Source organism: Candidatus Syntrophosphaera sp., from assembly GCA_019429425.1.
Classification (GTDB): Bacteria; Cloacimonadota; Cloacimonadia; order Cloacimonadales; family Cloacimonadaceae; genus Syntrophosphaera.
In genome coordinates this window covers 1-25,959 of the sequence record JAHYIU010000030.1, presented here as the reverse complement: position 1 = coordinate 25,959, position 25,959 = coordinate 1, and the positions used below count along the sequence as shown (strand labels likewise).

Sequence of the window (25,959 nt, the reverse complement as noted above, 5' to 3'; positions counted from 1 at the left end):
GATCCCGCTTTCCGGGCTGAAGAAATGCCGGCTGCCGTCAATGTGAGACTGGAATTTCACGCCTTCCTTGGATATCTTGCGCAGGGCGGCCAGGCTCATGACCTGAAATCCGCCGCTGTCCGTGAGCATCGGTTTGGACCAGGAAATGAACTTGTGCAATCCCCCGGCTTCGCGGATAAGTTCATGTCCAGGGCGCAGATAGAGGTGGTAGGTGTTGCCCAGGATGATCTGCGCGTGGCTTTCCTCCAGTTCGTGGGGACTCATGGCTTTGACGGTTCCGAGGGTTCCGACGGGCATGAAAACGGGGGTTCGGATCGTGCCGTGGCTGGTCATTATTGTGGCTGCGCGGGCGTTGCCGGAGGTTTTATTTAAAGTAAACTTGAACATTATTGCTTCAGGGAAAGGGAAAAAGGGCAAAAGGGGAAAAGGGGCAACGCAGGTTGTAAAACTGGCGTTGCTTGAGTTGAAACAACAAGTTTATGTTTGGTCATCAGCGGCTTTTGCCTTTTCTTTCAAAGCTCTGATCAGGCCCGCCAGCATGGAGCGGATGTGCTTGACCTTGGCATAGTAGCTCGAGATATCTGCAAAATAGGCAAGTCGGAAGGCAATTTCCAGCTGGGTTTCCAGTTCCGACAGGGAACCGTTGGCGATAAACAGGAACCTGATGTAGTCGACCGTGCTGCTGCGGCTGTGCCCTTCGGCGATGTTGGAAGGTATGGAAACCGCGCACCTTCTTAACTGAGCTGTCATTCCGTATTGCTCAGATTTTGGGAAATTATTGGTAAGCTTGTAGATATCTATGGCAAAATCCATGCTTCTTGCGTAAACATCCAAATCACGGTATGATCCCATTGAAACCTCCATTTTTCATTGGATTGGCTAAGAGTCTTGTCATTGGCGCAGTTCCCTTTTCCCCTTTTTCCCTTTTCCCTACCTATTCATGAATCTGAGGACTTCGCTGGCAATATCGGAATAGAAGGCCATGAACATCAGCGCCATCAGGAGGAAAAGGCCGATGGTCTGCAGTACCGATTGGACCTGGACGGAGATGGGCTTGCGGATGATGCCCTCGATCACGGCGAAGAGGATCATGCCGCCGTCCAGGATGGGGATGGGAAGCAGGTTCATGATCATCAGGATCAGGCTGATGCTGCCAAAGAAAAGCAGCAATTGGCCCAGACCCTTTCGCCCAACCTGCTGGCTGAGGGTGGCGATCATCACCGGGCCTCCGACTGATCTTTGCAGGTCGGCAGGCCTTTTTACCAGTTTGTAGAGCATCTGGTAGTTTGTGCTGATGAAATTGGCCGTATTGAAGGAGCCCAGCCTCACAGCCTCCCAGAGACTGAAATGGCGGGTATAGCGAACTGGCTGGGCCTGCAGGATCCCGATCGTCTTGGCCGTGCCGGTGGCGAGGCTGGTTTCGAGATTGAGGGTTCGGGAAAAGGTCTCTTCGCCACGCCGGATGTCCAACACAACCTGGTCCCGGGGTGAATTGACGATCAGTTCGCGCATGGCATACCAATCCGAAACCGAGACCGAATCCACCGCTGTGATCAGATCCCCGGATCTCAGATTGGCATGATAGGCCGGGGTTTTGGGGATCACGTCGCCGATCACGGTGGCAGCCTGGGGATAGAGGCTCAGGGCGAGCGATTCGGCTTCTGAAGCTTGAACATCGATGCTGATGGGCTCTCCAGACCTGTCGACTAACGCGGTCCCGCCTTGGTCGATCAACAAGGCTTCCAGGAAATCGCTGAAACCCTGGATGGGCTTGGAGTTGAAGCTGATCAGGCTGTCTCCGGGAACGAAAATCTCAGCCCATTTGCCCTCGGCCCTGTGGATGATGGGACGCTGGTCCTCCACCTTGAGGGGCAGCACAAAGGACACCATGAATAGCAGCAAACCGAGGATCAGATTGGCAAAGGGACCGCTGAAGGCGATCAGGACCTTTTTCCACCAGGCCTTTTTGCGGAACGAATCTGCCCCGGCTGATGGATCGTCAGGATTTTCGCCCTTCATCTTGACATAGCCGCCCAGAGGGAGCCAGCCGATGCGATACTTGATCCCCTTCTTTTCAAACTGCAATATTGGTTTGCCGAAACCCAGGGAAAATTTCTCAATGCCGACTCCAAACCAACGGGCGGCAAGAAAATGCCCGAGTTCATGAATGAAGATCATGAGGCCGAAGGCGAGAATGGTCAGTATTAGAGTCATGGTAGGGCGTGGAAGCGTGAAAACGTGAAACCGTGCAACACTGTTAGTTTGTTGTTTTGACCCATTTGTGGTCAACCTTGTCCAGTTTATTGGATAATGTTTTGATTAATTGTAAGATCATGGGTCTGATCCTCTTGATGTGATCAACCAGGTTGGCAGTGTCCCTTATGAAGCCAAGCTGCCTAGATATCTCCACGTGGGTTTCCAGTTCTGAAAGAGAACCATTGGACATATAAAGATACTGAATGAATTCTTTGGTTGTGTGCCTGCCTGAACCCTCGGCTATGTTTGAGGGAATCGAAACAGCGCTCCTGCGCATTTGAGAGCTAAGACCGAACTGCTCTTGCCTGGGGAAGTCTTCTGTTGCTTTGTAGACTTCAAGGACCAACTTGATGCTCAGCTTGTACAAATCAAAATCGGTATACGAATACACGCTCCCTCCTGGCTACTCATTGAGCATGTGTTTGCTTCATTGTTACACGCTTCCACGCTTCCACGTTTTCACGATTCCACCCTTCCACCTTTTCACCTTTTTACGTTCTTTGCCGCAAGGGTTATAGCGATATAAGACGCGACGTCCGTGGAATAAGTTCCGGTTCCAAAACCCGCATCATAACCGAGTTCGATGGCCAGTTCATGAGAGATCCGCGGTCCGCCGCAGATGAACAGCATCTTGTCTCTAAGCTGTTCAGCCTCAGCCAGTTCGATCAGTTTGGTGAGGTTCTTGATGTGGATGTTTTTCTGGGTGACCACCTGCGAAACCAGGATCACGTCCGCCTTTTCCTCGCGCGCGCGGCGTAACAGCTCTTCCGAAGGAACTTGGGCGCCCAGGTTGATAGCCGTGAAGTACTGATAGCGCTCCAATCCGAAGCGATGATTGTAGCCTTTCATGTTCATGATGGCGTCGATGCCGACGGTATGGGCGTCGCTTTCGATGCAGGCTCCCACAACGGTTATCTGCCTGCCGAGCTCTTCCTTGATGTATTCGTCGGTGGTTTCCAGGTCCATGACCGGAGTTTCCACAACCTTGACTCTGATCTTGGAAGTGTCTACAGATTCGGAGGTTGCGGCATAGGCGATGAAATGGGTGTAGCCCTCACGCAGGTCACGCATGGCGCAGATCTCGATGTCGTCGAAACCGATCTGTTTCAAGAGCAGTCTGGCTGCTTCCTTGCCAACCGCGTCTGGCGAAACCGGCAGGCTGAAGGAAAGCTGCATCTTGCCGTCGCCGGAGGTGTCGCCATAGGGGCGGATGATTGCTTTCTTGGTCATAAGCCCAACTCCTGCTTCATCTTATCGAGGAAGGGATTGAAATATGTATCGCCCTTGCGGAACACTCCGCCGAGTCCCTTGCCTCCATTTTCCGGCCTCTTGATATCGGCAAATTCGCCATTGGCCATGGCCTTGAACAGCCCTTCCTGCGCGACGCGTTCCAGAAAGTCACTGGCTTCCCGCAACACCTGGTTGGCCCGCCTGTTTACAAAACTGTCCGGTGCCAGGCAGATGTTTTCGTCCAAGTCCTTGACAGCTTTGAATATATACTGGGCGTTCTCGATCGCCAATGAACGGTCGGCCAGATGCGGAGTGTGGATCGCTTCGGTCATCATGCCCAGCAGTTGCACGCCCTGATGGGTGAGCTGGCCGATGAAATTGAACATGGCGTCCATCAGATGGGTCTTGAAAATGTTGCCGCTGGCGAACTTGGTGGGGGGCATGTATTTAACCGGTGCCTGCGGAAAGAGTTCCTTGGTCAGCAGAGCATGGGCCAGCTCATAGGAAAAGCTGTTCTCCAGTTCCGGATCGATCTCATGGGCGTGGCCGAGGCCCATCTTTTCTCGCTTCATGCCGCTCAGCAGGGCAAATTGTTCGTTCAATAGCTGCGAAGCCGTCACCGTATATGCCTTTTCGACCGCGTCGGAGGTGGTGAGATAATTGTCTTCGCCGGTTTGGATCTCGATCCCGGCAAAGGCGTTGATCATGCGGCTGAAATACTGGTCCAGCAAGGTCCTTTTTGGATTGATGTCCCGGAACAGGATGCCATACATGGCGTCGTTGAGCATCAGGTCCAGGCGCTCGATCGCGCCCATGGCTGAAATTTCCGGCATACACAGGCCCGAGGCGTAGTTGGTGAGGCTGATGTAACGCTGCTCGGTTTCCGAAACCTCATCCAAGGCGGCGCGCATGATGCGGAAGTTTTCCTGAGTAGCGTAAGTGCCTCCAAAACCGACGGTTGTGGCGCCATAGGGCACGTAGTCCAGCAGAGATTGCGCGGTGGAGCGGATCACGGCGATGATGTCCGCGCCTTCCGAAGCCACGGCTTTGGCCTGGATCACGTCTTCATAAATGTTTCCGGTGGCAACGATTACGTAGATCGCCGGAACCCGGCGAGGTCCGAAACGGGTGAACATCGCCTCCCGGGTTTCGTGCTGGTGGGCAATGTGCTTGAGCATTCGTCCGGAAAGTTCGTCCAGGACGGCAAAGATCTCAGCCGGAGCTGCCTGCGGCTGCTCCAACAGGTCCAGTTCTCCCCGTCCCACTGCTTCAGCGACTTCCTGGGCACTCATGTTATTGGCCAGCATGGCGTTGGCAACCGGGATCGCGGCTCCCTTCACCAGGGCGTTTTTCGCCTGCAAATGGTCGACAACCACGTTGGGCAGGGGTTTTCCGTCTTTGAGCGCGCCGTCAATGCCCAGCAAACGAAGCACCGTACGCTCGATCGTCAGCGATGAGTATTCTTCGAACAACCAATCAAAGGAATGGGCTATCCGTCCGGCTGCTTCGCGGGCCCTTTGGATCAATCCGGGATCGATGTCCAGCTTGAGCATCAAGCCTCCAAATCATTATTATTTCTATGTTTGCACGTTTTTTGGAAGGCAGGTTCCCGTCAAGTAAAAAGGGATGGAAGGCCCAATCAATGGGCTTTGGAACTAACAGAAAGCCGCCAGATGTCTTAAAACCTTGATCCACTGAACAAACTAAAACTTAGGTTAAATAGCTTGACTAAATATCTGTCTTATTCAAAATGTAGTTTAAACAAGAACATGGTCCAGGGAGGAGTTATGAACGCGCTTAATGCTGTTCTCTCAGGTTTGATGGTGATAATGATATGGTCTGGATTGTCGGCACAAATGCCCCAATGGATATGGGCAGATGGGGTTGGGGGTGCCAACAACGATGTTGGCCTATCCATTGCCACTGACAGTGAGGGCTATGTTTATGTCACAGGTCGTTTTTACGAGTCTGTGACCTTGGGATCGATCACGCTGACCAGCACGGGAGGCAATAACGTTTTTGTGGCTAAAATTGATACCGACGGCAACTATATCTGGGCTGTGAGTGGCGGAGCCAATATGCCCAAAGCCATGGCGCTAGATGCCGCCGCCAATGTTTACATCACGGGCTGGTTTAACGGAACCGCCGTATTCGGCTCACACACAATCACAAGTGCCGGCGCTGAGGATATCTTCGTGGCGAAGCTGAGCAGTGACGGAGCCTGGCTTTGGGCCAGCAGCTTCGGCGGAACCTTGAATGACAACGGTTTTGCCATAGCTGTGGATTCTTGTTCGCAAGCGTATGTCACAGGCTGGTTTTCTGGATCCATCCAGGTTGATGGCAACACCCTGACCAGCTATGGACTCCGCGATATCCTGCTGGTCAAATTTGACATTGGCGGTGGTGTTATGTGGGCTGAACATGCTGGCGGCACGGCTTATGACGAGGGTTATGGCATTGTTCTGGACGCTGTTGGCAACATATACCTGAGCGGATATTTCACTGGTACGGCCAATTTTGGCAATTCAACCTTAACCAGTTATGGCGAGGCGGATATTTTCGTGACCAAATTGGATAGCTCTGGAGACTTTCTGTGGACGAGGCAGGCGGGAAGTAGTTTCAATGATATTGGGCGGGGCATCAAAGTGCTTGATGCCACAGACATCTATTTAACGGGCAGTTTTGCCGGACCGGATGCCACCTTCGGCGATCACAGCATTTCCAGCAACAACTCTTCCAGCGATATATTTCTTACCAGGCTGGACGCCAATGGCAACTGGCTGTGGGTCATTGGAGCCGGCAGTGGCTCAAGCGATACGGGTTATGATCTGGATATTGATAGTGTAAACAACATTGTCACAACAGGTTATTTTACTGGAACGGCAACTTTTGGCAACAACACCTTGGTTAGCAGCGGAGAGAAAGATATCTTCGCGGCAGCGGCAAACAGCGATGGCAACTGGCTCTGGGCCGCACAGGCGGGCGGCGATTATGCCGATGATGTGGGCTGGGACATTGCCGTGGATGACGCTTGCGGGATTTATCTTACAGGCTGGTTTGAAGGCAGCCCCAATTTTGGCGATATCTCACTCACCAGTAACGGCTACTCTGATGCGTTCATTGCCAAGCTATCCAGCGGAGTGGACATCGATGACGAATCAGTTGCGGCTTTGCCATTTGCTTCAATCTTGTATGAACCTTGCCCCAATCCAATCCACTTGGAAAACAAGGTCCGGATCAGAGCTGATCTGGCAAAGGGCGAACGCGGCACTTTGGACGTTTTCAACTTGCGCGGACAGCGCATAGTTCAATACAACTTGGGTCAGGGTGCGAACGTAGTGAACCTGGATATCAGGGATTGGCCTGCCGGGATCTATTTGTATCAATTGAATACAGGTACATCCAGGATAGCCAAGAGGTTGATCCTGTTGAAATAGAGCGGATTCCTGTCACCAGCCTGGGTGATTTAAATGTCCGTCAGGAACAGCAAGTAGTTTCTCCTTGACTCCGGGATTGGGGGCATTAGCTTGTATGGTAAAAGAAAGGACATCAAATGAACTATAACCTAATCCTCACCATCCTTCTCCTGGTCCTAGGCTTAAGTCTTGCGGCCAAGGCGGATAAGCCCGTCACTACAGTGAAATCGGTAGACCTAGACCGCTATCTGGGACGCTGGTATCAGCAGGCTTTTTTCCCAACGCGTTTTCAAAAGGCAGATTGCGGCAAAGTGGTAACGGCGGAGTATTCCCTGGGCAAGAAAGGCAGGATCAGGGTGCTCAACACTTGCTGGGCGGACGAAGCAGCCACAGTGGTCAAATCAAAGGCCAACGCCACCGCATATGCTGTTGATAGGAGCAATTCCAAACTCAAGGTCACCTTTTTCTGGCCCTTCAAGGGCGACTACTGGATCGTGAAACTGGACCAGAAGAATTATTCATACACGGTGGTCAGCGACCCCAACCGCGAATATCTGTGGATCCTGAGCCGGGAACGGGCCTTCGACAGGGTCACCTATCAGGAGATACTGGACTGGCTGGGACAGAACGGATGGGATGTGAAAAGGCTGGTTTTCACGGGCAAGCTCAAGTAAGGGGGCAATTTCCTCAGTAAGCAAAGAAGGCGCGGAAGAAATTCCCGCGCCTTGCTTGGTTTTGAGCGTTGGGCTTGATTACTGAATTACGATTTCTTTCTGGGGTGAGGGTTCCTTTTTGGGTATGACCAATCTCAGGACGCCGTCTTCCATTTTGGCGGAAATCTTGGCCAGGTCGCTGTTTTCCGGCAGCAGCAGATTCCTGCGATAGCTGCCGCTGTAGCGTTCGCAGCGATACACGGTGCCTTTGGTCTCTTCCCTGCTTTCCGCGCATTTGGCCTCGATCAGAAGCTGGTTGTCATGCACGGAGATCTTCACGTCATCCTTGCGGAATCCGGGCAGGTTGGCCAGGATCTCGAACTCCTTGTCGTGCTCGATGATATCCATTGCCATGGAGCGGAAATTATCCTCACCGGCATCTTCGTCGAAGGCACGGCTGAAGAAATCATCGAATATGCTCATCATGGTGCCCATCGGCCTCAATTCTTGTCCTTTGCGATAAGGTACGATCTTCATTTTGAACCTCCTTGTGAAATGAATTTCTACCTTTAATATAATCGGAATGGGCAAGAAGGCAAGAAAAAATTAGCAGTCCGCATTGCAAACTGCTAATTTACTTTCAGAAGCTTGGGTGTCAGGATGCTATCTTATTTCATTAGTATCATCTTACGCGTCTGGACATAGTCTCCAGACCGCATCCGGTAATGGTAGATCCCACTGCCGACAAAGCCGCCCTGGTCGTCCTTGCCGTCCCAAATCAGGTTGAGCCGCTGTTTGCCGGGCGTTCCCTGGTATAGGTTTCTAACCACTTGTCCCTTGATATTATAGATCAGCACGCTGAGTTCGGCGGCCGGGTCTTTGAGGCTCAGGGAGATGGTGGTGCTGGGATTAAAGGGATTGGGGAAGTTCTGTTCCAAGTTGTTGATCAGCACAGGATTGAGGTGATCCTCGCCAGCCACGACATACATGGTGGTGAACCGGTTGATCTGGGAGAAATTGCTTTCTCCGGCGACGTTTGCCGAGCCGACGCGCCAGTAATACAGGGTGCCAAAATTCAGCCCTTCAACCAGTTGTGTGGTTCCGGAGATGTTTTCGATGGCAAATTCCGGGTCTACAAAATAAGGGCTTTGGGAGATATGCAGGATATAGCTTTCCGCCAATGGCATGGCCAGCCAGCTGAATTCGATGTCGATGGGCAAGTTTGTGGCCATGTGGGCTGGATAGATGAGGGCTGGGGCTTCCGGGATTTCCGAAATGTTACCGGTGGTGAAGCTCATGGTCTCGCAGAAGGGGCCGACGCCAACTTCGGACATACTGCAAACCCGCCAGTAGTATGTAACGTAGGGTTCCAGATAGTTAAGCTGGTAAGTGTTTGTCTCCCAGTCCAATTCATCGACGATATAGCTGATGTAATCCGGGGTGTCAGAAACATGCAGCTGGTATGAGGTCGCGCCGGGAACGGCAGTCCAGTTCAGAAGAGGATTGGTGGGTATGTTCGTGGCGCCGTCCGGGGGCCAGGTTCCTTCCGGGACAGCCATTTCGCTGAGGATGGTGAAGGGATAGGTGTTGCTGTCAGTTTGCCCGTTGGAGTTTTGGGTGATGCGGACGTGCATTTGCTCCGAATCCATCTGCGGAATGTTGCTCCAGATGTAGAAGCCGTTGTTGGAAGCCGAGTTGCTCAGGTTGGTCCAGCTCGAACCGCCGTCGCTGCTGTATTCCAGGGTCACGCTGCCGGTCAGGGATTTGGCTTTCCAGGCGAGAGTCTTGCTGGTTCCGGAGAACCAGGTTTCGCCACCGTGGGGATAGGTGAGTTGGATCTCGGAGACCTTGATCTTGAAGGTGATGGAATCTCCGGCAACTCCGATATCGAAGAGGTTCAATCCCCCCGGGGCGTTGTTGCTCATGAAGCCGCTGGGCACGGTTGCTTCGCTGATCTCGGCCCGTCCGCACTGCGCGGAGAAACCGGCCATGTTCAGAACCCCGTTGGTGGTGGTGTTCGTTCCGTGGGGCCGGTAGAGATAAAGCTCATCCGGAGGTCCCTGCGCGTTTCCGCTGGCCTGGGTGTTCAGCCGATAGACCAGCAGTCCGGTTGCGGGCAGGGTGTGGTCGTAATTGGCAGAGGGCTTGCGGTATTCCAGAACGTAGTATTCCCCGCTGCGCCAGGCCGGGATGCGATAGATGTTGTTGGAGGCGGAGCTGGCGACCGGATATAGCGTGTAGGTGCCGGAACTGGTGATGTCCGGGACGCTGTCGAGCCACTGGCCATAGTTGTATTTCATCCAAACGCTCATATGCTGGGGCGGATTGGAGTTGCTGGCCATCAGGTCCCAAATGCCGATGGGGGTGATGGTATTGTCGTTGTAACGGTAAAGATCAGGCGCGCCGAGGCTGTGGAACATTTCATGGGATAAGACGCTGGCCCCGGATGACAGGGCGGAGGTCTCAAGCTGGAAATTGAAGTCCCAGACCCGTTTGCCATGGATCATGGCGTTCACGGTGTAAAGCACCCAGCGATGCGGCCAGAGCAGTTCTGCCCAGCCTTCGGGCGAACCCTTGATGATGAAGCAGGTGTTGTCCACATAGCCGTCATTGTCGCCATCGATCGCCAGGTCCGTCGGGACCATGGAGGCGACGTAGTTCACGGCCCGGAGCAGCAATTGGTGCTCGCGTTGGGTGCGCTGGCTGTCGCCGGAATAGCCTTCGGGGTTGGAGGGGCTGTAAACCCTGTAATAATTGCGGTTGTAGATGTCCGTATAGCAGAGGATCGTTTCCCCAGTGGGCTGAGGATAGAAGGACGAATCGACGTCCAACTGGCCATAGGAAGCATCGTCAAAATAGCGCCGCATGGAATTGGAGTTGGGGGAATTGAACATCTGGTCGTAAACCGAGATCGGGGTCGTGAAATCAGGGTCGTCGGCGAATTTGATGAACACCACCAGGTTGTTGAACGGTCCCGTGTGCGGGGATCTGGCATTGCTGTAGTCCCGCATTTCCGCCAGGCGCTCGTATTTTTCTGCGATCAGGCGCCCTGAAAGATTGATCCCGGGCTGGATGCCCCGCTGAGCGGGCAGATCGCGGCCCACGACAAGGTCTGTGGGGGCGACCGTTTCGCCGTCCTGCCTGGCATAAACGTAGTAGCCAGCTTCGTTTTGCACGATGCTATAGTTATCCGCGTCATGCAGCCAGTTGTGGAATTCATCGCCGCTGGCCAGAATGTCGAGTTCCGCGCCGTCGGGTTGGACGATCCGGACCGGCGTGTTGGCCAGCGGAGCAGCCCCCAGCAGGCAGATCGCCAGCAGGAAGCTGACCAGGCTAAGTAGTTTAAATTTTAGCATATATCCTCATGTTAAAGACTAATCCAATTTCGTGTCCATGCCAGCGGAAAAGCCCATTGCAAAGCTCTCCCAAATACACAGCCAACTATAACAAACAATTTGCGTTCCAGACTGCAAATCGGTTTTTTCTGTCAACGAATTTTTTGCCCTGGCTCCCCTTATCAATACGGTGTCAATACGGACTCAATACGGACAAAGTCCGTATTGAGTCCGTATTGACACCGTATTGATAAGGGGAGCGACAAGGTGTTCAGAGAAGTATCTGATTGTGATATAAGCATAAACCAGTTATTCGCGAATCATGATCAGAGGAGATTAAATAGACCACTGATCAGCATGGCTTTGCCGCGCCAAGTACCCGAAAGAGGATATCTGAGTGGAAGGAAACAAAAAAGGGATGACCGGAGTCCTCCCAATTAACTGAGCTTGAATTTGCTGGTTTAGAACAGCACGTAGCTGAACCCGATGCCCAGCATCTCCTTCCAGCGAAGTTCATCCACCACTTCCTTGTCGTAGATGAGGTCGGCGGTGAGGTTGAGGCTGAGCATTTTCCAGAGCTTGAAGCTGAGCATGTTTTCCCATTTGTAGTCCAGGGCTTTCCAATCCTCGTTCAGTTCGTCGGATTTGGAATTGAAGAAGGCCTGATAGGCCGAAAGCCGGGAATTGTAGCTGGCGTTGAGGGCCGTGAAGACGTGCTTGAAATCGGCGATCGCTTCCAAGCCGCCATCGATGGGCACATCGTCATCCCGGCGATCGACAAATTCGCGAACCGCGCCGCCGACGCGCACATCCAGCTTGGTTTTCTCGGCATTGATGAGGGTTTTCATGATACCGGCGCTTTCCGTGAACAGCATGGGATTGACCAGCAGGGTCTCATCCCCGTCCTCGTCCAGGAACTGGGATTCCATGCGCACGGCGACATAGGGATCGACGAATGAGCTGAGGGTGAACTGCATCAGGGATTCGAGATCGATCTTGTCTGTGGATTTGAGCGGGGCTTCCCAGTATTTCTCGGTTTGGAGAGTGACGGGATCTACTTTTTCCTTTTGCAAGTGGGACTGGCCAAACGCGAGCTTGAGCGAGGTTTTGTTGAGCAGCCAGTCTTTCATCTGTTTCTGGGCGGTGGTGTTGGAGGCGGCAGCCCAGGTGATGTTGCTGAGTTCGGATCCGGCCCAGTTGTCACTAAAGGCGGTCTGGGTGAAGTTGAACATGACGTCCGAATCGAGTTTCCAGGGCTCGGCGGCCAGCAGGGAAATTCCGATGAGGGTGAGGGTCAGGATCAGTATCTTTATGTGCTTCATATCTTTACTCCTTAGACCCAGATACCATTTTCGTTCAGGGCTTTTCTGATCTTCTCCAGAAGTTCGGATTGCACGGCACCCATTTCAGCGTTTTTGACGTGGGCTCCGAGGCCGAATTTAGTCTCGGTGGCATTGGTTTCCGCGATGGAAACCGAGGGCGCGGGATCAGCCAGGATGCGGCTGTCGGACCTGACTATCCCCATAAGGATATCGCGGGCTTTGTTCAGGTCGGTTGTTCCGGGCACAACCACGGCAAGTTCGATCTTGCGGGTGGGCATGGCGGAAAGATTGGTGATCGCTCCACCAGCAATGGCGCCGTTGGGAACTATGATCTTTTTGTTGTCTCCGGTGAGAATGGTGGTGGTCATGATACCGATGTCATGGACAGTTCCGGTGTGTCCGCCGGCGATGACTGAGTCACCGATCTTGAAGGGCTTGAGCGAGGCGAGCATGAATCCGGCGGCGAAATTGGCGAACTGGCCCTGCATGGCTATGCCGATGGCCAGTACGGCGGCGCCAAAGATCACCATCAGGGATGAGGTTTTGATCCCCAGAGCGCTCATAGCGGCGATGATCACGATGATCAGCAGGATGGCGTTGATGACGTTGCCCAGGAAATTGGCCAGGGTCTTGTCCATGTTCCGCTTTTGCATCATCTTGCTCATCAGGTTGCTGATGCCTTTGGCGATCCATTTACCGATGATGAAGATCAGGATCGCGATGATCAGCTTGATCCCGTAAATTCTAATGTAATCAATAACTTTGGCCCAAAAATCGGGCTTGACGAGTCCTTCCGTTTGGGCCACTGTGTTGGCTACCACGGAATCCGCTTGTAAGAGAATTGGCATCTTGATCTCCTTGCTTTAAAGGCTGTCAGCCTTGGTTAATGGTATTCTGTGATCCGCCCCGAAACGCGAAGGCAGTATCAGCATAAGTGTTAATATAATGCATTAATTGTTTGAGGCAAAGATGTTCTGCCGGGTGCCCGTACAGGCGCGGAAGCAACGGGCCTAATGTCCGCCCTGAATCTTAAGAGTAAAAAACTCCGGACCCGCGTCCTGTTGACAGGCGGATCCGGAGCTCGAGTTCAAAGCTCGGGATAGAGCGGGAATTTGTCTGTGAGGGTCCTCACTTCGGGTTTCATGGCGGCAAGGTATTCCTCATCCCCGTGATGGTCGCGCACCTTCTTGATGAGATCGGCGATCAGCGCCATTTCCGGGGTCCCCATGCCGCGGGTCGTGACGGACGGGGTTCCCAGCCGCACTCCGCTGGCCACGAAGGGACTGCGGGTGTCGAATGGCACCGTGTTCTTGTTGGCCGTAATTCCTGCCAGGTCAAGGGCTTCCTCCATCTTTTTGCCGCTGGGCCCGCCTTCTTCCTCGGTGCCCATGTTCACCAGCATCAGATGGGTGTCCGTGCCGCCGGATACAAGCTTGAAACCTCTGTCAATGAGGGCTGAGGCCAGGGCCCGGGCGTTGTCGATCACCTGTTGCTGATAGATCTTGAACGCCGGCTGCAACACCTCATGGAACGCGGCGGCCTTGCCGGCGATGGCGTGCATCAGAGGCCCGCCCTGGATGCCGGGAAACACCTTGCCGTCGATCTCCTTGGCATACTGCTCCTTGCAGAGGATGATGCCGGCCCGCGGCCCGCGCAGGGTCTTGTGGGTGGTGGAAGTGACCACATCGGCGTAGGGAACTGGATTCATGTGCAAACCTGCGGCCACCAGTCCGGCGATGTGCGCCATATCGACCATCAGCTTGGCCCCCACCATGTCCGCGATCTCGCGGAAGCGGGCAAAATCCATCTTGCGCGGATAGGCCGAGGCTCCTGCCAGGATCATTTGCGGCTTGTGCTCTTTGGCCAGGCGTTCGATCTCATCATAGTCAAATTGCTCGGTGTCTTTGTTTACCATGTAGTGGATGATGTTGTAGAATTGGCCGCTGAAGGAAAGCGGATGCCCGTGGGTGAGGTGCCCGCCGTGCGCAAGTTCAAGCGAGAGAACAGTATCGCCAGGTTTCACGAGGGTGAAATAGGCTGCCATGTTGGCCTGGGAACCGCTGTGGGGCTGGACGTTGGCGTGTTCGGAGCCAAAGATCTGCTTGGCCCGTTCAATGGCCAGGCGCTCCACTTCGTCGATGTATTCGCAGCCGCCGTAGTATCTGCCGTAGAGATTGTAATTGATCTGGCCGGTCTTTTTGCTCCAGCGATAGGGATAGCCCTCGGCGTATTTGTTGGTGAGGACGCTGCCCTGGGCTTCCATCACTGCCAGGGAAGTAAAGTTTTCCGAGGCAATGAGTTCCAGGTTTTCGCGCTGGCGCTTGAGCTCCGCGTACATGGCCGCGTAGAGCTCGGGATCTTGCATCTGGATGTGTTTCACTGGATTTCTCCTTCTATGTCTGTTATTTTTTGGATCCTGTTTTGGTGCCGCCCGCCTTCGAATTCCGTGTTCAGCCAGGCATTGACGATCTCGCGGGCGTAGGGTATGGCGGTGAAGCGTCCAGCCAGGCAGAGGATGTTGGCGTCGTTATGCATGCGTGAAAGCCTGGCCACATCTGTGTTTGTGCACAGGGCGGCGCGGATGCCGGGGACCTTGTTGGCCGTGATGCTCATCCCGATGCCGCTGCCGCAGATCAGGATGCCCCGTTCTGCCTGGCCGGAAGCGACCGCGCGGGCTGCCGGGGCGCCGGTGTCCGGATAATCCATGGAATCCACGCTGTGGGTGCCAAAATCGCTGAACTCGTGCTCCGGGAAGGCGGCTTTGATCGCTTCCTTGAGCTCAAATCCGGCATGGTCCGCTGCAATTGCGATTTTCATTTTTCTCCTGCCATCAAGCACGCCAGGGCGATGCAGTAGTATTTGGAGGCGGCGCTTTCGCTTCTGCTCATGACGATCACCGGCTTCGTCGTTCCCTGGAGCAGGCCGGCAAGTTCGCATTCCGCGAAAAGCATCAAGCCTTTGTAGAAACTGTTGGCGGATTCAAGATTCGGAAAGATCAGGATGTCCGCATCTCCCTCTACAGGGGTTTGCACGCCTTTGACCTCAGCGGCGGAGGGGTCGCAGGCCAGGAAAACATCCAGCGGGCCGTCCACGACGCAGTCATTGATCTGACCGCAGGCCGCCATCTTGCAAATCTGGGCGTACTCCAAAGTGTTGGGTATGTTGGCATAGACCTTTTCGGTTGCTGTGATCAGTGCAACTTTGGGCTTGGCAACTCCGAATGTCCGAGCCATGGCAACGCTGTATTTGACCATGGCGATCTTTTGGTACAGGTCCGGAAAAGGCAGGACCGCGGTATCGCTCAGAAAGAGCAGTTTATGATATCTGGGCACTTCCATAACGCACACATGGCTCATGACGGTCTTGGGCGGAAGCAATCCGCGATCCTTGTGCAGCACGGCCTTAAGGAACCTGTCTGTGCTAACCAGTCCTTTCATCAAAGCGTCCGCCTCGCCGGATCTGACCATCCTGACCGCTTCCGCAGTGGCTTGGTCTTCATCCGGGATATCGTGTAGCTCGAAAAGGTTGGGGTCGATCTGCTCTTCTTCGCATAACGCGTTGATATGCCCTAGGTTGCCGATCAGGATGCCCTGCACGAAGCCCTCCCGCGCGGCCTGGCCGAGCGAAGACAGGGTGTGAGAGTCTTCCGCGACCGCCACGGCTATGCGGGTCACAGTTCCACTGGCGCGAACGTGCTCCGCCATCTGGGCCAGGGTCTTGAACTGGCTCATACCCTTCCTTCCAGGCAGAGCATGGCCGCCAGGGCGATGGAATAGAGCTTGGATTTTTCGCTGTCGCCACGGGAAGTGAGGACAGCCGGCACCCTGGCCCCCATGACCACGGCGCAGAGCTCGCTTTTGAGGAGTTTTCCGATCGTTTTATAGAAGGTGTTGCCGGCCTCGATGTTGGGGAAGAGGATGCAATCAGCGTCGCCGCAAACCTCGCTGTGCACGCCTTTGATGATGGCGCTTTCCTTGTCGATGATCAGGTCGAAGCCGAGCGGGCCTTCGACGATCGCGCCTTTGATCTGGCCACGCTGGGCCATTTTGGTGAGGATGGCGCCGTCGGCGCAGGAGGGGATCTTGGGCAAAGTCTGTTCCGAAGCTGCCTGGATGCCCACCTTTGGTTTTTGGATGCCCAGGAAATGGGCTACTTTGATAAGATAGTTGGTGATGGCGACTTTCTGGGCCAGGTCCGGGAGCGGGATGATCGCCACGTCTCCAAAGATCAGGAGTTTGTGGTAATTCATCGGCTCGGCCACAGTCACGTGGGAAAGGATGGCGCCATTGTCCATCAGGCCGGTTTCCTTGTTGAGGATGGCTTTCATGTAGCGGTCCGTGCTGAGCAGGCCCTTCATCAGGAAATCGCCTTCCCCGGACCTGATCAGTTCAACCGCTTTGCTGGCCGCGGCCAGGTCATTGGGCACGTGCACGATGCGAAACACGGAAGGGTCGATCCCCTCTTCGGAGCAGACCTTTTTGATCAAGTCTGCGTCGCCCACCAGGATCCCTTCGATCAGGTCCATGGACACAGCTTCGTGGACAGCGCAGATGGTGTGGGCATCAACGGCCCAGGCGGCCACTAATCGCTTGTTCGGCAGCGGCCTGAGAATATCGAACATCTGGTCAAGTTTGGTAATTTGCATTGCTTCTCCAGTTCTATTTCTTTAGATTAAAATCAAGTTTCCGGCTTCAGGTTCAAATGGTCCTTTTCTTCTTCTCCAGCAAGGGTTTTTGGCGCAGTCCGACGGCCCTGTGCAGCAAAGCTTTGCTCTGTGCGTCCAATAGATGCAGGTCCAGCCGGAAGATGAGCAGCTTGGGGTCAGGAATGGCTTCCAGGCTGCCGAGGAGGAGTACGTCGGCGCCGCTAGTGTCGATGGGAATGTCCAGCCCGGCCGGGTCGTCTGTCCCTTCAGCAGTGGGTTTCCGGGGCACTACCATCCGCAGCTTTCCGCTGGCCAGCAGTTCCCGGCTCAGCTCTTTGCCAAGATCTTGCAGGGGAATGGTTTGACCGCTGTGGTTGTCCAGTTCGCAGATCATCAGGGTGGGGTAGGAGGAATGCTGTTCCGCGAAATCCAGCAGCCAGTCTCCGGCCAGGATATCGGCGGCCAGTTCCCGGGCCAGGATCCGCGCGTCCTCATCATTCCAGGTGCTGACGACATTGGTGGCGCATCCGGCCAAGGCCAGCGCGCAGATCAGCAAAACCAGAACTTTTTCCATTGTTCTTCTCCCCAGTTCGGACTATCATATCTGCAAGTGTAACAGGACGTCCAGCCCTGACTGCAGTGAATTTTAGAGTTAAAAACAAGCTTGAGCGGGGATTTGATATTTGTCAAGCGCAATCTTCAAATCCTTGCCCCATGCTTTTTTACTTGTCAGAATTGCGGTGTCCATTTTTATGAATCAAAACTCAAATCCAAAGGAGTGAATTATGACTATCGGCATCATCGTCGGTCTCGCCGTGGCTATCTTTGTGATAACCCTCATTTCCAGAAGCATCATCGTGGTGCGCCAGGCTGAAGTGGTGATCGTGGAACGCCTGGGAAAGTACATCAAGACCCTTTCTTCCGGCATTCACATCATCGTTCCCATATTTGACAAGATGCGCCCCATCCACTGGCGCTACAACAAAGCCGACTATCGCGGCAACACGGTCATGATCCAGCGCGTGGAAAACCGCATCGACCTGCGCGAAACGGTTTACGACTTCCCCCGCCAGAACGTGATCACCAGCGACAACGTTTCCATCAACATCAACGCCCTGCTCTATTTCCAGGTCACCGATCCCTACAAGGCCGTCTATGAGATCGGAAACCTGCCCGAAGCGATCGAGAAACTCACCCAGACCTCGCTGCGTAACGTCATCGGCGAATTGACCCTGGATTTCACCCTCACCTCGCGCGATACGATCAACGCCAAACTGCGCGACATCCTGGATGACGCCACCGACAAATGGGGCGTGAAGGTCAACCGCGTGGAACTGCAGGAGATCCTGCCTCCGGAAGAGATCCGTACCGCAATGGAAAAGGAAATGCGCGCCGAACGCGACAAACGCGCCAAAATGCTCACCGGCGACGCCGAGCGCGAATACCAGATCCGCGTGGCCGAAGGTGACAAACAAGCCAAGATCGCCCGCGCCGACGGTGAAGCGCAGGCCAAGCTTCTGGTCGCGGATGCCGAACGCAGGTCCATTCAGTTGATCGCCGAAGCTGTCGGCGCAACAGGCACCGATCCGGCCCAATACCTGATCGCCCTCAAATACGTCACCGCCTTCTCGGAAGTGACCAAACAGGGCGACAAAACTGTGGTGATTCCCTACGAATCGGCCGCTTTGATCGGCTCTGTCAAGACCCTGGCCAATATTTTCGAGAAGTAAACAAACACCAAGGAGTACATACCCATGTCTGAAATAATGTATATCAAAGGGCGGGAAATACTGGATTCACGCGGTAACCCGACCGTTGAGGCGGACGTTCATCTGGAAAGCGGTGTGGTGGCGCGGGCCGCGGTTCCCAGCGGTGCCTCGACCGGTGAGCGCGAAGCCATCGAACTGCGTGACGGCGACAAATCACGCTATGGCGGCAAAGGCACCCTGCAGGCCGTGGATAACATCAATAAGGTCATCGCTCCGGCCCTCTGTGGGCTGGAATCCACCCATCAGGCCGAACTGGACCGGATCATGCTGGCTTTGGACGGCACGCCGAACAAATCCAAGCTCGGTGCCAACGCGATCCTGGCCGTTTCCATGGCCGTCGCCCGCGCCAGCGCCATCGAGCTGGACCTGCCTCTGTACCGCTATCTGGGAGGTGTGAACGCCCTCACTTTGCCCGTGCCGATGAGCAACATCATCAATGGCGGGGCCCACGCGGACAACAACGTGGACATCCAGGAATTCATGATCATGCCCCTGGGCGCCAAATCCTTCCGGGAAGCGATCCGCATGAACGCAGAGACCTTCCACGCCCTCAAGGCAATCCTAAAAAAACGCGGATTGGCCACCGGGGTCGGCGATGAAGGCGGTTTCGCGCCCAACCTCGATTCCAACGAAGACGCCCTCAAAGTGATCGTCCAGGCCATCAGCGACGCCGGCTACGAGCCCGGAAAGGACATTTTCATCGCCCTCGACGCTGCCGCTTCCAGCTTCTGGAAAGACGGGTCCTACGCCTTTGAAGGCAGGATGATGAACAGCGACGAAATGGTCGCCTACTATGCCGCCATGGTGGAGAAATATCCCATCGTCTCGCTCGAGGATGGACTGGCCGAAAACGATTGGGCGGGCTGGAAAAAGCTCAACGACACCCTCGGAACGCGCATCCAGAACGTGGGCGACGACATCTTCGTCACCAATCCCGCGATCATCAAGCGCGGCATTGCCGAAGGGGTCGCCAACAGCGTCCTGATCAAGCTCAATCAGATCGGCAGCGTCACCGAAACCCTCGACGCCATCAACACCGCCCACAAGGTCGGCTGGACCTGCGTGGTTTCCCATCGCAGCGGCGAAACCGGCGACACCTTCATCGCGGACCTCGCCGTTGCCATGAACAGCGGCCAGATCAAGACCGGCTCCATTTCCCGCAGCGAACGGGTGGACAAATACAACCAACTTATCCGCATCGAAGAGGAATTGGGCGAAGCGGCCTGCTTCCCCGGCAAAGCGGTGATCAAACAACTAAGCTGAGCCCGTTTTTCACGGGATACAAGAGATATGGGGACGGAAGCGATTCCGTCCCTTGTTTTGTGCCAGAAAACCTCGCCGCAGGCGGGGTTGGCTTGTTGGCAAACCGGTTTCAACCGGTGCAGGACAATAGGCCCGGGATGTATCCCGGGTATCTTCGGGATTTACCTGAGTCCTCCGCAAATTCCCCACCCCCTCCCCAAATACAGGTCACATCTGTATTTGGGGAGGGGGTGGGGCTATGCAAAATTGATATCTGCATATTGAAATGCGACGGCTAAAGCCGCCGCCTATTGTCCTGCACCCCGCCTGCGGCAGGGTTTGTCATAGCCTGCAGCGATTGGAACCGGTTTTCCACCAGCCTCTGTCCCGAATGGGCAATCAATTGTAACGCAGGGCTTTGAACCCGGCGCCATGTTGCTTTGTCCCTCCGGGACAGGCTGAAAGCTCTATATGATCTTGGATCCCACCCCCAGACAATCACACTCGTTCCCCAAACACATTAACCATATGCGTATTTGCTTATTTGGCAATATCTTATCACAACATATCGCCTTTCTCCACCCATATGGCTCCCCTTATCAATACGGTGTCAATACGGACTCATTACGGACAAAGTCCGTAATGAGTCCGTATTGATAGCGTAATGATAATGAGGGCGAAATCATGAGCCGCTGGAGTCGAGCGAGGAACGAGCATGGACTCCAGCAAGGAGGGAGGAGATATTCCTGGAGTCCATGCGGTCCGGATTCTTAGCATGGCTGGGGAAGAATAAAAGATCCAGACCGGCCCGCTCGACTCCAGGGGCTTACTTTCGCTCCAATCTTGTACAAGAGCCAAAAAATCGATTGACAAGCCAGCGCCGCTCGCCCTTTTTGTAATCAGAACAAAACAGTCCGGGAGCTAACCATGAGAAAACTCATCCTAGTCCTGTTTGTGATCATTCTGGCCCTGGCTGCCTGCGAGCAACAGAGCACGGTGCCAGCCGAAAAGGGGGAAATGCCCGTCCGGATCAACCTCGAGCCGGCTTTCGCGCATGGCTTGTCCGTGAGCCTGGTGCGGGTGACGATCACCCGGGGCGATTTCTCCCAAACGCTGGACCTGCCGATCACCGGGTCGATGGCGGAGGGTACGTTTGAGGAACTGGAGATCGGCAGCTACGCCATCGATGTGGATGTCTATGACGGCCTAAACCTGATCGCCACGGGTTCGGGGACCGGGACGGTGCGGCCGGGCGAGACCACCACGGTCTATATCACCCTGCAATTCGTTCCCGGCGGACTGGAAGTGGTTGTCAGTTGGGGGCTTCCGTATGAAGACAGCCGCAGGGTGCTGTTGGTGGGAAACAGCCATACCTATTTCAATGGCGGAGTGGACGTGCATCTGCAGGCGCTGGTCAATGCCGTCCATCCTGAATGGAACGCGCTTGTGGACGCCCGCACAGTTGGCGGCTACACTTTGGAGAACCATTACAACGACCAGAATACGCTGGATTACATCAGCACGGGGGATTGGGACCTGGTGATTTTGCAGGAGGCGAGCAGCCGGCCGCAAACCGATCCGGACCTCTTTTACCAATACGCCACCCTCCTCAATGGGGTCATCCACCAATCCGGCGCGCTGACGGGCTTTTACATGACCTGGGCTTGGCGCAACAATCCGGAGATGTATGTGCCCGTGCGTGATGCTTACAACTACATCGGCGCCTATCTGGACGGTTTGGTTCTACCTGCCGGGGTGGCCTATCACAACGCGAATCAGGACACCCTTTCTTTCAGCCTTTACGCCCCGGATAACTATCATCCCAGCATTTACGGTACATATCTGGTCGCCTGCACCATGCTGGCCGGGATCTGGAACGTCAATCCCATCGGAAACGCCTACCGGCCTGCCGAAATAGACGCGGCGACGGCCACCTTTCTCCAAACCGTGGCCTGGACCACCGTGCAGGCGGAAAGCAGGAAAATGGATATGCCGGTGCCGGGACCTCTTGTTCCAGAATTCAAGCCGCTTTATGGGCTGAGCGGATATGACAGGGATGAACTTGCTGCCTGACGCGGCTTGGATCCGGGAACGCGTTAAAATTGATTTTGGAAAGATATCGAAAAATGACCCATAAAAAACCATGGAGGAGTTCATGGAACATCAGATGCACAAGCCGGAACCTGATCTGCTGAAGGTCTGGCGTTTTGTCTGGGCAGTCTGTTTTATCGCCAGCATCCTGGCCCTGATCATTTTGATGATCATAGTGATCCCGCCCCTGGCCGCTTTGCTGATCTTCATCGGGTTGTTGCTGGTGATGGTCCCTGTCCTGATCTATCTCGTGGCCTTTTACAAAACCCTGGAATACTCTCTGGAGGAAAATGCCGTCCTGCTGAAAAAGGGTGTTTTCTGGCGCAAACGCAGCACCCTGCCCTATGCCAAAATCACCAACATCGATATCACCCAGGGACCAGTGGAACGCCTTTACAACACGGGAAAACTCCATATCCAGACCGCGGGTTACAGCCAGCAGCAAAACGCGGAGCTCGTGCTCCCGGGGATCAGGGATTGCGAGACCCTCAAGGATTCCATCATGCAGCGGATCAAAGCGCGTCCGGATAACGATCTGCCGGATTCAGTCCCCAAACCTGAACCGAACGGCCAGGCTGAGCTTTTAAAAGCGATGTTGCAGGAACTGTCCGCGATCCGGACCCAGCTGGAAAAATAGGGCTTTACAACTAGTTGATGGAGCAATTTTGAAAGAATATAAACAACAAGTACTTAATGGGAACAACTACTTTTCATGGGAATACGAGTGCTTGGAGTTGGGGTTTTACCCGTCCCAAGCCAGATAAACAAAGGAGTACTTTTGAACAAGCTGCTTGTCATGCTGTTATGCGTGTTGCCTTTTTTAATATTGGGCACTACAAGAACTGTATCTCTGGATGGCACACAGCAATACACCAGTATTCAGGCAGCTGTGAACGACTCAAGACATGGGGATGTAGTACAAGTCTATCCTGGACGCTACGAAGAGAACATTGAGTTTATTGATTACAATATCTCGCTTGTGAGCCTGTATGCTACAGACCCCCAACAACAATACATCGAAAACACTATCATAGATGGCAACATGAATTCATGTTTCAGAGTTATCAACGGAGAGACAATTACAATCACCGGCTTTACAATGGTAAATAACGAGGAGGGTAACTACAGCGGCGACCTGAATTTTGCTGGTGGTGGTATATATCTAAAACTCTATTCTCAAGCCATCGTTAGTCATTGTATAATTAGAAATTGTATAGCATTAAGCGGAGGAGGGATATCTGTAACACAGCACTCATCTCTGACTTTGTCAGCCGTTCAAATCTATGAGAACCAAGCAATTTACGAAGGGGGTGGATTACAATTCAATTCCTCAGACAACCTTGCAATTGATCAGAACAATCTCTGCTCTATTTACAATAATTCCGCACCTTCCGGGATGGATATTAATATCCGATTTTTGCAGGAAACAACAAATCAGTATAGTATTTCTCTGGTGTTGGGCAGCATACCTCTTGCGGAACCTGATGGTTTCTACATTGCTGTTCGATTCGCTAACCTGGACATAAGCATACAGAATGGATTCCTTGATCTGATAGATCATGATCTGTACGTATCTCCGGATGGTAACGATACCAATGACGGCTTATCGTCCACATCGCCGAAAAGAAGCATAGCGAATGCCATGCAGATCATCGCATCAAATCCGGACAACCCCAGAACAATTCATCTTGTCCCAGGAGTTTACTCGCACACGCAGAATGGACAAGTTTTCCCTATCGGGATGAAGTCACACACACGGGTAGTCGGTTCGGGTACCGAAAATTGCCTTTTCGATGGAGAAATGCTCCGAACTTTTTGGTATCCCACTTGTGTTACTGATGTTGAGATATCAGGCATGAAGATGATTAATGGTCGAAGCATTTATACGTTACCATTGGGAGTTTATTATAGCTCAAGCATATATCTGCATGATTTAAGATTCGAGAACAACTGGGGTGCTAATTTTTCAGCCATGTCTATTGGATACTGTGACAATATCATAATTGAGAACATCATAGCCGGATATACAACTTATGATAATGACCTGATGACGATTGGGGCATTCGAATGCGACAACCTGTTGGTTAATAATTTTGTCTCATCCAACAATACAATAACAGACTGGGAGAGCAATGGACTTGGTCTTTACTTTAGTTCGTGCGACCTGGTTCTGCGAAACTCGATCATAGCCAACAACACAGCTCAGGATGCCTGGCCATTTTTCTATACAAACATTTACCCTGGGTTCGAGGATTTCAACCTGGATATGAGCAATGTGCTGATCATCAATAACACGATTTCGAACTGCAGTTGGGTGAGTAACCCAATATATATGCAAAACCGCTTTCAGCCGATGCAGATCAACAATTGCACCTTTGCCAATAATACTACTAATGCCACCCTCACCAGCGTAATAGGTGGTGCCGATATCAGGAATCTGATCTCGTACAACCCTGGAGCTCCTTTCGAGATGTATATTACGAACTATATCAGCAATAATGGGATGAGTTATTACGCAAGCGTCAGCAATAGCCTATTCCGAACGGGAACTATAGGCAGCTCTTTACCCGACCTGGTCACTTTTACAGAAAACATTATGGATTCCAATCCGTTATTTTTGGGCACAGTAGATACAAATCTGAGTATAGACCAGCCAGAATATTATCAGTTAAGCTCTGGCTCACCCTGTATCAATACCGGCACGGCAGATACGACCGGATTGAACCTGCCGCCCATGGACCTAGCCGGTAACTACCGCGTCTGGGATGGTAGGATAGACATGGGCTGTTATGAATACGGCTCTGAACCTTATGTCGGTATTGATGATCCGGAGTTGCCAACACCTCCTGAGGGTTTTCAGGTATCTGTCTATCCCAATCCATTGCTGAATACCAGCCGGGCAGCGGGAGTTTTCATTGAATTCACCCTGGCCAAGGAACCTGCTGCGCAGCCTGTGATCGAGATATTCAACATCCGGGGGCAGAAAGTGAAGACCATCCGCTTGGCTGAAAGCTACAACAGCCTTGTCCGCAAAGCCGGGCTATCGGGAGATGTAAAGCAAAATGGAGAATTCTATTCCACCATCTGGAATGGCAAGGATGATAATAGCAGATCGCTGGCTTCGGGAACCTATATTGTAAAGGTGACGGCTGACAAAGTGGTAACCACCACCAAGATAACGCTTATCAAATAGTAAGTCAATTACTAACGAATCCATGGCAGGTTTCCAGCTCGTTGGCACTATTCAATGGCTGTCGTCGTCCTGCACTTCCAATGAAACGGAGGAAACGGGGTATGCGCTCCGGAGATGCCGACTGGATTCATGGCTGAGTCGTATTCGATCTGATCGTCTTTGACCCAAGGCGCAAGTGCTTTGATGTATTCCCGGGCATCATCCAAACTGCTGGACTTGGTGTCCAGAGCCATCAGGTTATCCATCACTTCCAGGGCATCGTTCAGGCGATGTATCTTATACCGGGCTGTTGACTAACCCCGCCGCAGGTGGGGTGAAGGAACATAGGCGGCGGCTTCAGCCGTCGTATTTCAATATGAAGCCATCAATGTTTCACGGCCCCACCCCCTCCCCAAACACATATCAAATCTGTGTTTGGGGAGGGGGTGGGGAATTTTGGCAAGATATATATGAACTCCATGAAAAACCCGGGATAAATCCCGGGCCTATTGTCCTGCACCTGTTGAAAACCGGTTTGTCAATGGCCCGATCCTGGGCTGCCAGAGTCCAGCAAATGTCACTGGTACGGTCATCCAGGATCAACACAAGTTTGTAGTATATGGCTCTGGCTTTCTTGTATCACTGCAGCCTGCCGAACTCTCTGATCCTCAGTGCAGAATGCTTAGATTTGATCAGATTATTTTAAGGCATACCCCCAAAAAAGTGGCATGCTAATGTTATAATCACTTACCTTAAAACGAATAACCTATACATTATGTCCATCGGTTGAATGATTTGGGTCATGTGCGAAAATACATTCCAAGACAC

Annotated in this window: 22 protein-coding genes and 1 pseudogene; 7 read left to right on the top strand and 16 right to left on the bottom strand. The window is 53.3% G+C overall.

Annotated elements, in window-relative coordinates; all coding sequences use genetic code 11:
* From K0B87_04750 to K0B87_04725, 6 genes are all read right to left on the bottom strand, one after another.
* On the bottom strand, positions 1–387 hold a 387-nt coding region (locus tag K0B87_04750), incomplete at its 3' end, for a tRNA-guanine transglycosylase (protein MBW6514045.1).
* A 90-nt stretch (positions 388–477) separates the two neighbouring features.
* On the bottom strand, positions 478–852 hold the full coding sequence (locus K0B87_04745; protein MBW6514044.1) for a four helix bundle protein: 375 nt from the start codon (positions 850–852) through the stop codon (positions 478–480).
* A gap of 78 nt (positions 853–930) precedes the next feature.
* Entirely contained in the window at positions 931–2,214 is a 1,284-nt protein-coding gene (rseP, locus tag K0B87_04740) for an RIP metalloprotease RseP (GenBank protein ID MBW6514043.1), read from the bottom strand.
* Between the two features lie 43 nt (positions 2,215–2,257).
* Positions 2,258–2,647, bottom strand: a complete 390-nt coding sequence (locus tag K0B87_04735) for a four helix bundle protein (GenBank protein MBW6514042.1) — start codon at positions 2,645–2,647, stop codon at positions 2,258–2,260.
* A 92-nt stretch (positions 2,648–2,739) separates the two neighbouring features.
* On the bottom strand, positions 2,740–3,486 hold the full coding sequence (locus tag K0B87_04730; GenBank protein MBW6514041.1) for a cobalamin-dependent protein: 747 nt from the start codon (positions 3,484–3,486) through the stop codon (positions 2,740–2,742).
* Positions 3,483–5,039 carry a lysine 5,6-aminomutase subunit alpha gene (locus K0B87_04725; GenBank protein ID MBW6514040.1) on the bottom strand — a complete coding sequence of 519 codons (1,557 nt, stop codon included), beginning with the start codon at positions 5,037–5,039 and terminating at the stop codon, positions 3,483–3,485. Before K0B87_04725 ends, K0B87_04730 begins: the two co-directional genes overlap by 4 nt.
* A gap of 171 nt (positions 5,040–5,210) precedes the next feature.
* On the opposite strand from K0B87_04725, the gene K0B87_04720 reads away from it, so the two are divergent.
* Positions 5,211–6,923, top strand: a complete 1,713-nt coding sequence (locus tag K0B87_04720; GenBank protein MBW6514039.1) for a T9SS type A sorting domain-containing protein — start codon at positions 5,211–5,213, stop codon at positions 6,921–6,923.
* 116 nt (positions 6,924–7,039) lie between these two features.
* On the top strand, positions 7,040–7,576 hold the full coding sequence (locus K0B87_04715; GenBank protein ID MBW6514038.1) for a lipocalin family protein: 537 nt from the start codon (positions 7,040–7,042) through the stop codon (positions 7,574–7,576).
* Between the two features lie 78 nt (positions 7,577–7,654).
* Here K0B87_04715 and K0B87_04710 read toward each other — a convergent pair whose 3' ends face one another.
* The 9 genes from K0B87_04710 to K0B87_04670 form a co-directional block, all read right to left on the bottom strand.
* Complete coding sequence (locus tag K0B87_04710; protein ID MBW6514037.1) at positions 7,655–8,092, bottom strand: Hsp20/alpha crystallin family protein; 438 nt, start codon at positions 8,090–8,092, stop codon at positions 7,655–7,657.
* 131 nt (positions 8,093–8,223) lie between these two features.
* Entirely contained in the window at positions 8,224–10,911 is a 2,688-nt protein-coding gene (locus K0B87_04705; GenBank protein ID MBW6514036.1) for a M6 family metalloprotease domain-containing protein, read from the bottom strand.
* A 440-nt stretch (positions 10,912–11,351) separates the two neighbouring features.
* A complete protein-coding gene (locus K0B87_04700; protein MBW6514035.1) occupies positions 11,352–12,212 on the bottom strand; it encodes a DUF3078 domain-containing protein in 861 nt (286 codons plus the stop codon).
* Between the two features lie 11 nt (positions 12,213–12,223).
* Positions 12,224–13,060 carry a mechanosensitive ion channel gene (locus K0B87_04695; GenBank protein ID MBW6514034.1) on the bottom strand — a complete coding sequence of 279 codons (837 nt, stop codon included), beginning with the start codon at positions 13,058–13,060 and terminating at the stop codon, positions 12,224–12,226.
* A gap of 239 nt (positions 13,061–13,299) precedes the next feature.
* Complete coding sequence (locus K0B87_04690) at positions 13,300–14,592, bottom strand: serine hydroxymethyltransferase (protein ID MBW6514033.1); 1,293 nt, start codon at positions 14,590–14,592, stop codon at positions 13,300–13,302.
* Positions 14,589–15,029, bottom strand: a complete 441-nt coding sequence (rpiB, locus tag K0B87_04685; protein MBW6514032.1) for a ribose 5-phosphate isomerase B — start codon at positions 15,027–15,029, stop codon at positions 14,589–14,591. The genes K0B87_04690 and rpiB overlap by 4 nt, the downstream gene beginning before the upstream one ends.
* Positions 15,026–15,943, bottom strand: coding sequence for a phosphate acetyltransferase (locus tag K0B87_04680; GenBank protein ID MBW6514031.1), 918 nt, complete (start codon positions 15,941–15,943; stop codon positions 15,026–15,028). Before K0B87_04680 ends, rpiB begins: the two co-directional genes overlap by 4 nt.
* Entirely contained in the window at positions 15,940–16,857 is a 918-nt protein-coding gene (locus K0B87_04675) for a phosphate butyryltransferase (GenBank protein ID MBW6514030.1), read from the bottom strand. The genes K0B87_04680 and K0B87_04675 overlap by 4 nt, the downstream gene beginning before the upstream one ends.
* A gap of 52 nt (positions 16,858–16,909) precedes the next feature.
* The gene (locus tag K0B87_04670; protein MBW6514029.1) at positions 16,910–17,431 is read right to left on the bottom strand and encodes a penicillin-binding protein activator LpoB; all 522 of its coding nucleotides are present in this window, start codon (positions 17,429–17,431) and stop codon (positions 16,910–16,912) included.
* A 211-nt stretch (positions 17,432–17,642) separates the two neighbouring features.
* On the opposite strand from K0B87_04670, the gene K0B87_04665 reads away from it, so the two are divergent.
* From K0B87_04665 to K0B87_04645, 5 genes are all read left to right on the top strand, one after another.
* On the top strand, positions 17,643–18,587 hold the full coding sequence (locus K0B87_04665; protein ID MBW6514028.1) for an SPFH/Band 7/PHB domain protein: 945 nt from the start codon (positions 17,643–17,645) through the stop codon (positions 18,585–18,587).
* Positions 18,588–18,611: 24 nt separating this feature from the next.
* Positions 18,612–19,889, top strand: a complete 1,278-nt coding sequence (gene eno / locus K0B87_04660) for a phosphopyruvate hydratase (protein MBW6514027.1) — start codon at positions 18,612–18,614, stop codon at positions 19,887–19,889.
* A 906-nt stretch (positions 19,890–20,795) separates the two neighbouring features.
* Positions 20,796–21,941, top strand: coding sequence for a hypothetical protein (locus K0B87_04655; GenBank protein ID MBW6514026.1), 1,146 nt, complete (start codon positions 20,796–20,798; stop codon positions 21,939–21,941).
* An 82-nt stretch (positions 21,942–22,023) separates the two neighbouring features.
* A complete protein-coding gene (locus tag K0B87_04650; GenBank protein MBW6514025.1) occupies positions 22,024–22,596 on the top strand; it encodes a PH domain-containing protein in 573 nt (190 codons plus the stop codon).
* A 141-nt stretch (positions 22,597–22,737) separates the two neighbouring features.
* Entirely contained in the window at positions 22,738–25,152 is a 2,415-nt protein-coding gene (locus K0B87_04645) for a hypothetical protein (protein MBW6514024.1), read from the top strand.
* Positions 25,153–25,199: 47 nt separating this feature from the next.
* Here the strand turns inward: K0B87_04645 and K0B87_04640 are convergent.
* Positions 25,200–25,439, bottom strand: a pseudogene (locus tag K0B87_04640) (hypothetical protein).
* Positions 25,440–25,959: the final 520 nt, after the last annotated feature.